This is a genomic window from Amycolatopsis sp. NPDC006131 (assembly GCF_040614175.1).
Classification (GTDB): Bacteria; Actinomycetota; Actinomycetes; order Mycobacteriales; family Pseudonocardiaceae; genus Amycolatopsis_E; species Amycolatopsis_E tucumanensis.
In genome coordinates, this window is sequence record NZ_JBEXTX010000207.1 from 1 (window position 1) to 5,889 (window position 5,889).

General features: G+C 74.7%; 6 protein-coding genes. 4 read left to right on the forward strand and 2 right to left on the reverse strand.

The features are described from left to right. Both ABZ215_RS43040 and ABZ215_RS43045 read right to left on the reverse strand, forming a co-directional pair. Nucleotides 1-391, reverse strand: a 391-nt coding sequence (locus ABZ215_RS43040) for a hypothetical protein (protein ID WP_354956684.1), incomplete at its 3' end; no start/stop codon positions are given. Between the two features lie 233 nt (nucleotides 392-624). Further along, on the reverse strand, nucleotides 625-1,389 hold the full coding sequence (locus ABZ215_RS43045) for a metallophosphoesterase (protein ID WP_354956686.1): 765 nt from the start codon (nucleotides 1,387-1,389) through the stop codon (nucleotides 625-627). A 102-nt stretch (nucleotides 1,390-1,491) separates the two neighbouring features. Between ABZ215_RS43045 and ABZ215_RS43050 the strand changes: the two genes are divergently transcribed. The 4 genes from ABZ215_RS43050 (at nucleotide 1,492) to ABZ215_RS43065 (ending at nucleotide 5,798) form a co-directional block, all read left to right on the forward strand. After that, nucleotides 1,492-2,013: a SigE family RNA polymerase sigma factor gene (locus ABZ215_RS43050; protein ID WP_020423337.1), complete on the forward strand. Its 522-nt coding sequence runs from the start codon at nucleotides 1,492-1,494 to the stop codon at nucleotides 2,011-2,013. After that, the gene (locus ABZ215_RS43055) at nucleotides 2,010-3,038 is read left to right on the forward strand and encodes an LCP family protein (protein WP_354956688.1); all 1,029 of its coding nucleotides are present in this window, start codon (nucleotides 2,010-2,012) and stop codon (nucleotides 3,036-3,038) included. The genes ABZ215_RS43050 and ABZ215_RS43055 overlap by 4 nt, the downstream gene beginning before the upstream one ends. 84 nt (nucleotides 3,039-3,122) lie before the next feature. Continuing rightward, on the forward strand, nucleotides 3,123-5,276 hold the full coding sequence (locus ABZ215_RS43060; protein ID WP_354956690.1) for a SpoIIE family protein phosphatase: 2,154 nt from the start codon (nucleotides 3,123-3,125) through the stop codon (nucleotides 5,274-5,276). 117 nt (nucleotides 5,277-5,393) lie between these two features. Beyond that, nucleotides 5,394-5,798: an ATP-binding protein gene (locus ABZ215_RS43065; protein WP_354956692.1), complete on the forward strand. Its 405-nt coding sequence runs from the start codon at nucleotides 5,394-5,396 to the stop codon at nucleotides 5,796-5,798. The last annotated feature ends 91 nt before the right edge of the window (nucleotides 5,799-5,889 follow it).

Consider the following 5,889-nt stretch of genomic DNA (forward strand, 5'->3'; position numbering starts at 1 on the left):
GCGACAGCGCGACAGCGCGACAGCGCGACAGCGCGACAGCGCGACAGCGCGACAGCGCGACAGCGCGACAGCGCGACAGCGCGCCGCAGCGCGCCGCAGCGCGCCGCAGCGCGCCGCAGCGCGACAGCGCGCGGCAGCGCGCGGCAGCGCGCGACAGCGCGACAGCACGGGCGCCCGCGGGGCGGCACGGCGGCGCGGCGGCGCGGCGCGGCAGCACGGCGGCGCGGCGCGGCACGGCGGCGCGGCACGGCAGCACGGCGGCGCGGCGCGGCGCGGCACGGCGGCGCAGGGCGGCGCGGCGCAGGGCGGCACGGTGGCGTGGCGCGGCAGCACGGCGCGGCGCGGCGGCGCTGTCGCGGCACGGGGGCGGCGCGCCGCCGCGGCGCACCATCGCGGCACGGCGCGGCGGCGGGCTTGGCGCCCGCGGCGGCGCTGTCGCGGCGCGGGGCCGCGCGGCAGCGCGACAGCACAGCGCGGCGAGCCATCACGACGGCACGCTGGCGCGGCGCGCCGCGCGCCGCGGGCGCGGGGCGCTGCCGTGGGGGGGCGCACCGGCGCGGAATCACACGGCAGCCCGCTGTCCTGCCGCGCAGCCGCGCCCCGACGTGCGGCCTGCGACGGCCGCTACGGGCAGAACCGGAAGTGCGTGGTCACCCGCCGGTCGTCGTCCACCACGTGGAACGCCAGTCCGGGCGGCCGGTCGTAGTCGAGCGGGCCGCCCTCCGCCCAGCCGGCCTCCCCGCCCGGTTCCCACGGCAGGGTCAGCGCCGACACCACCCCGGGCGCCACCACCAGCGGCCGCCCGGCGAAGGTCGTCACCGCAGGCGTGTGCGCGTGCCCGCAGAACAGCCCCACCACGTCCGGGTGCCGCTCCACCACCTCCGCCAGCCGGGCCGCTTCGTGCTGCCGGATTTCGTCCAGCAGCGGGTGGTGCAGCACTGCGGGCGGGTGGTGGAACGCCACGAACGCCGGCCGCCCCGCCGCCTCCGCCAGCACCTCGTCCAGCCAGGCGATCGTCGCGTCGTCCATCCGTCCCGAGCCGCGGCCCGGGATGCTCGTGTCGCACAGCGCGAACACCGCACCGGCCGCCTCGCCGACCTGGTTGACCGGCCCGTCCGACGGCTCTTCGCCGAGCAGCACCGAACGGTAGGCAGGCCGCGAGTCGTGGTTGCCGGGGCAGTGGAACACCGGGTACGGCAACGTGTCCAGCAGCTTCGCGACCTCGGCGTACTCGGCCGGATCGCCGTGATCGGCCAGGTCGCCGGTCACCAGCACCGCGTCCACCGGCCGTGACAACTCCCGCAGGTGCCCCACCACCCGCTCGGCCCGGTCCGCGTTCCGCGAACCGCCGTCGAGGTGCAGATCGGACAGGTGCGCGAGGACCGTCATGGCCCGACCCTACCGGCTGCGAAAATTCTTTTCGGCCGGATTCAACAACCTGGGGCCCCGGCGCGTTGAAGGCCCGTCAACCGAAGATCGAAAGGAACACCGGTGCGGGACCGCTTCGACGATTTCGTGGCGCAGCGCCTCGACCGCCTCCTCCGCTACGCCACGGCCCTGACCTGCGATCCCCACCTCGCGCAGGACGTCGTGCAGGAGACCCTGCTGCGCGCCCAGCACCGCTGGGAACGCATCGCCGGGCTGCAGGCGCCCGAGAGCTACGTGCGCAAGATGATCACCAACGAGTTCCTGTCGTGGCGGCGCCGGAAGGCCTCGCGCAACGTCACCGCCGCCCACAGCACGCTCGACGCCATCGGGACGCCCACCGCCGACCACGCCGAGCACTACGCCGAACGGGACGCCATGCGCGCCCGCATCGCCGCGCTGCCGCGCAAGCAGCGCGCCGCGATCGTGCTCCGTTTCTACGAGGACTGCACCGACGCCGAGATCGCCGAGGCGCTCGGCTGCTCGGCAGGCACCGTCCGCAGCCACATCTCCCGCGCCCTGAGCACGCTGCGCGCCGCCGACGGCGGCCGCCGCCGGGGCCTGCCCGTCACGGAGGCGCTGTCATGACCACCGACCCCACCGAACAGCTGATCCGCTCGGCCCTGCACGCCGAGGCCGACCGCCGCCCCGACCCGCGCGTGGTCCTCGCCGGGCTACGGCAGGCGCAGCCGCGCCGCAACCGGACCCCGCTGCTGGTCGTCGCGGCCGCGGCGGTCGTCGCGGTGGCCGTCGCGGCGGTCCTGGTGCCGCGGATGCTCCAGCGCAGCGCACCCGTCGTCGGCACGGCGCCGGCCACCGACCAGACCGTCCTGCTGGCCGGCATGGACGACTACGACACCGCCGACTCGATCATGCTCGGCCACTTCGGACGGGACGGCGTCGCCGCGCTCGCCTCGATCCCCCGCGACTCGCTGGTCGACATCCCCGGCTTCGGCCAGGGCAAGCTGAGCAGCGCGTACAGCCGCGGCAAGGAAGCCGCCCAGCAGCAGGGCCGCGACGAGACCGCCGCGGCCGAGGCCGGCGCCCGCACGCTCATCGACACCGTGCAGCAGCTCACCGGGGCGCATGTCGACCACTACGCCCTGGTCGGCATGGCCGCGTTCGGCCGGCTCGCCCACGTCCTGCAGGGCGTCCCGGTCTGCCTGCGCGCGGCCACGCACGACCCGCGTACCGGAGCGTCGTTCCCCGCCGGTGAGCAGGTCCTGGACGAAACGCAGGCGCTGGCCTTCCTCCGGCAACGCGCCGGGCTGGCCAACGGCGACCTCGACCGCATCGCCCGGCTCCATGCCTACCTGCGTTCCGCCGCGGACAAGGTGACCGGCGCGCTCGGCAACCCGGCCTTCGTGTCCCCGCTGATCAGCACCGTGCAGAACAACGTGCGCATCGACCCCGGCTGGGACCTGCTGTCCTTCGCCGCGCTGGTCCGCGACATCCGCCCGGCCGACCTGCGGATCGGGACCGTGCCGATCACCAGCCCGCACCTCGACACGCCGAACGGCGCGGCGATCGGTCTAGCCCCCGGGGAAGTACGCACGTTCGTGGCGAACCTGCCGCACTCGGGCACGTCAGCACCGGATTCCTGCGTGAACTGAACCGCGCGAATCGCGCGCAAACCGTGTCACGGTCGCTCCCGCGGGGTTAGGCTGGCAACCGCCGACGGGAAGGGGACGCGTCCGATGACCGGACCGCGAGCCGAGAACGCGGCCGCGGGGCCGACCAGCCCCGCGGCCTTCGGCCTGTCGGACACCGTCCGGGTCGCCGCGGTACTGCGCGCCGAAGCCGAGAACGCGCCCGATTTCGCGGCCGCCGCGCGGGCCGTCGTCCGGCGGCTGCGGGACGGATTCGCCGCCGGGGGACGGCCGATGTCGGCCGAACTGTACACAGTGGACGAAGGCGGGTCCCCGGTGCTCGTCGCGGCGGCCGGTGATCCGCGAACCGGTGGCGCGCCGGCCACAGCGCCGCCGGGCGAACGCTTTCCGGTGGTCCCGTCGCCCGGCGCGCTGGCATTCGGCGGGCCGCTGGCCGGGGGCCGCGCGTTCTGGATCGTGCTGCCGTCCTCGGCCGCGCTGCCCGCGGAGACGGCCCGCTCGATGGCCGTGAGCGTCCGCGCCGGGCTGCTGGTGCACGGTCCGGCCGAGGACCGCGCGGAGGCGCTCCAGGACTACGCCGAGCTGCTGGAGCACACCTCGCGCGTGGAAGGCGCGGCGCTGGAGGACGCGGCCGGCCGGGCAGGCGCCGAGCTCGAACTCGGCGACTCGCTGCAGGCGATCGGGCAGCGGCTCACCGCGCAGCTCGACATCGACACCCTCGTCCAGGACGCCACCGACGCCGCCACGCGCGGCACCGGCGCCGGGTTCGGGGCGTTCTTCTACAACCTGATCGACGAGTTCGGCGAGTCCTACACGCTCTACACGCTGTCCGGGGTCCCGAAGGAGGCCTTCGACGGGTTCCCGATGCCACGCAACACGGCGGTCTTCGCGCCCACGTTCAACGGCAGCGGGATCGTCCGCAGCGACGACATCACCCAGGACCCGCGCTACGGGCGCAACGAGCCGCACCACGGCATGCCGGAGGGGCACCTGCCGGTGCGCAGCTACCTGGCCGTCCCGGTGATCACGCCGATCACGCGCGAGGTGCTGGGCGGGTTCTTCTTCGCCCACCCCGAGCCGGGGCGGTTCACCGCGCGGCACGAGCAGGTGGCGGCCGGGATCGCGAGCTACACCGCGATCGCGCTGGACAACGCGCGGATGTTCGCGCGGCACCGGTCGATGGCGACCGAGCTGGCGCGCAGCATGCTGCCCGTGGTGCCGGACATCCCCGGCCTGCGGATCGTGTCGCGGTACCTGCCCGCGTCGGCCGGGGCCGAGATCGGCGGGGACTGGTTCGACGTGATCGAGCTGCCCGGCGGCCGGACGGCGTTCGTGATCGGCGACGTGGTGGGGCGCGGCGTGCCCGCGGCGGCGGTGATGGGCCAGATGCGCACGGCGATCCGGTCGTACGCGCTGCTGGACCTGCCGCCGTCGGACGTGCTGCACAACGTGTCCCAGCTGGCGCGTTCCACGCCCGGCGCCAAGTTCATCACGTGCCTGTACGCGGTGCACGACCCGATCGACGACACCCTCACCTACGCCAACGCCGGCCACCTGCCCGCGGTGCTGATCGCGGCCGACGGGTCGACCCGGCAGATCGCGGAGGCGCTGGGCATGCCGCTGGGCGTCGGCGAGCAGTACCCGCAGGAGCAGACGCCGTTCCCGCCCGGGATGCGGCTCGTGCTGTACACCGACGGGCTGGTGGAGAGCCGGGAGCGGGAGCTCGGCGTGGGCATCGACGCGCTGCTGGCGGAGCTGGCGGCGCTGCCCGGTGCGGGTGACGTGGGCGCGGCGTGCGACGAGCTGATCGGGCGGCTGACCGGCGGCCGCCACGACGACGACGTCGCCCTGCTGTACGTCGAACACCAGGGCGCGAACCGGCGGGTCGCGTCGATGGCGCTGCTGCCGGAGGTGCCGCTGGACGCCGTGCACGAGTTCGTGGCCGGGCGCATGGCGCGGTGGGGGCTCGCGGAGGTGGCCGACCGCGCGGTGAAAGTCGCCTCCGAGCTGGTGTCGAACGCGATGCGGCACGCTTCGGCGCCGCTGACGCTGCGGCTGTTCCACGACGGCGCGCGGCTGACGGTGGACGTCGCCGATCGCACCGGGGCGCTGCCGCACATCCTCGCGTCCGGCGGGATCGAGCACGACGGCCTGCGGATGATCGACGCGGCCGCGGCGCGGTGGGGCACGCGCACCACGCCCAACGGCAAGGTCGTGTGGGCGGAGCTCACGACGAGGTGACCCCGGATCCGGGGAACAACAGGTGTGTAAACCGTGCACAGTGGGTAACCCCCGGCCGACGAGGAACACGCCGAGGGGACTTCGATGCACGCCGGAGACCAACGCCTCCACCGACTGGTGACGGCGCGTTCGCGCAACGCGACGACTTTGAGGCACGTCCTCACCCAGTGGGCGAACGAGGTGGAACTGCCCGACGCCACCACGGACGCGATGGCGCTCGCGGCGTACGAGGCCATGATCAACGTGGTGACCCACGCGTACCCCGCCCAGGCGGAGGGCCCGCTGGAGCTGTCCGCGGAGCTGCGCGGCAACGCGGTGGACGTCACGGTGAGCGACCAGGGGCGGTGGCAGCAGCCCGCCGCGGACCCCGGTCCCCTGCACGGTCGTGGGCTGCCGCTGATCCACGCGCTGTCCGAGCGGGCGGAGATCGCGCCGACCCCGGAGGGCACGACGGTGCGGATGCGCTGGCCGGTCCCGACCACCCCGACGCGGCTGCGGATGGACGTCGCGCAGACCCACTAGTGTCGCGCGTCGTTAATCAGTTTACGGTGGTGAGCTTGCGATGATTGGTTCGTGCCGTCGTCGGGGTTGATGATCAGTGACGAGGATCGAG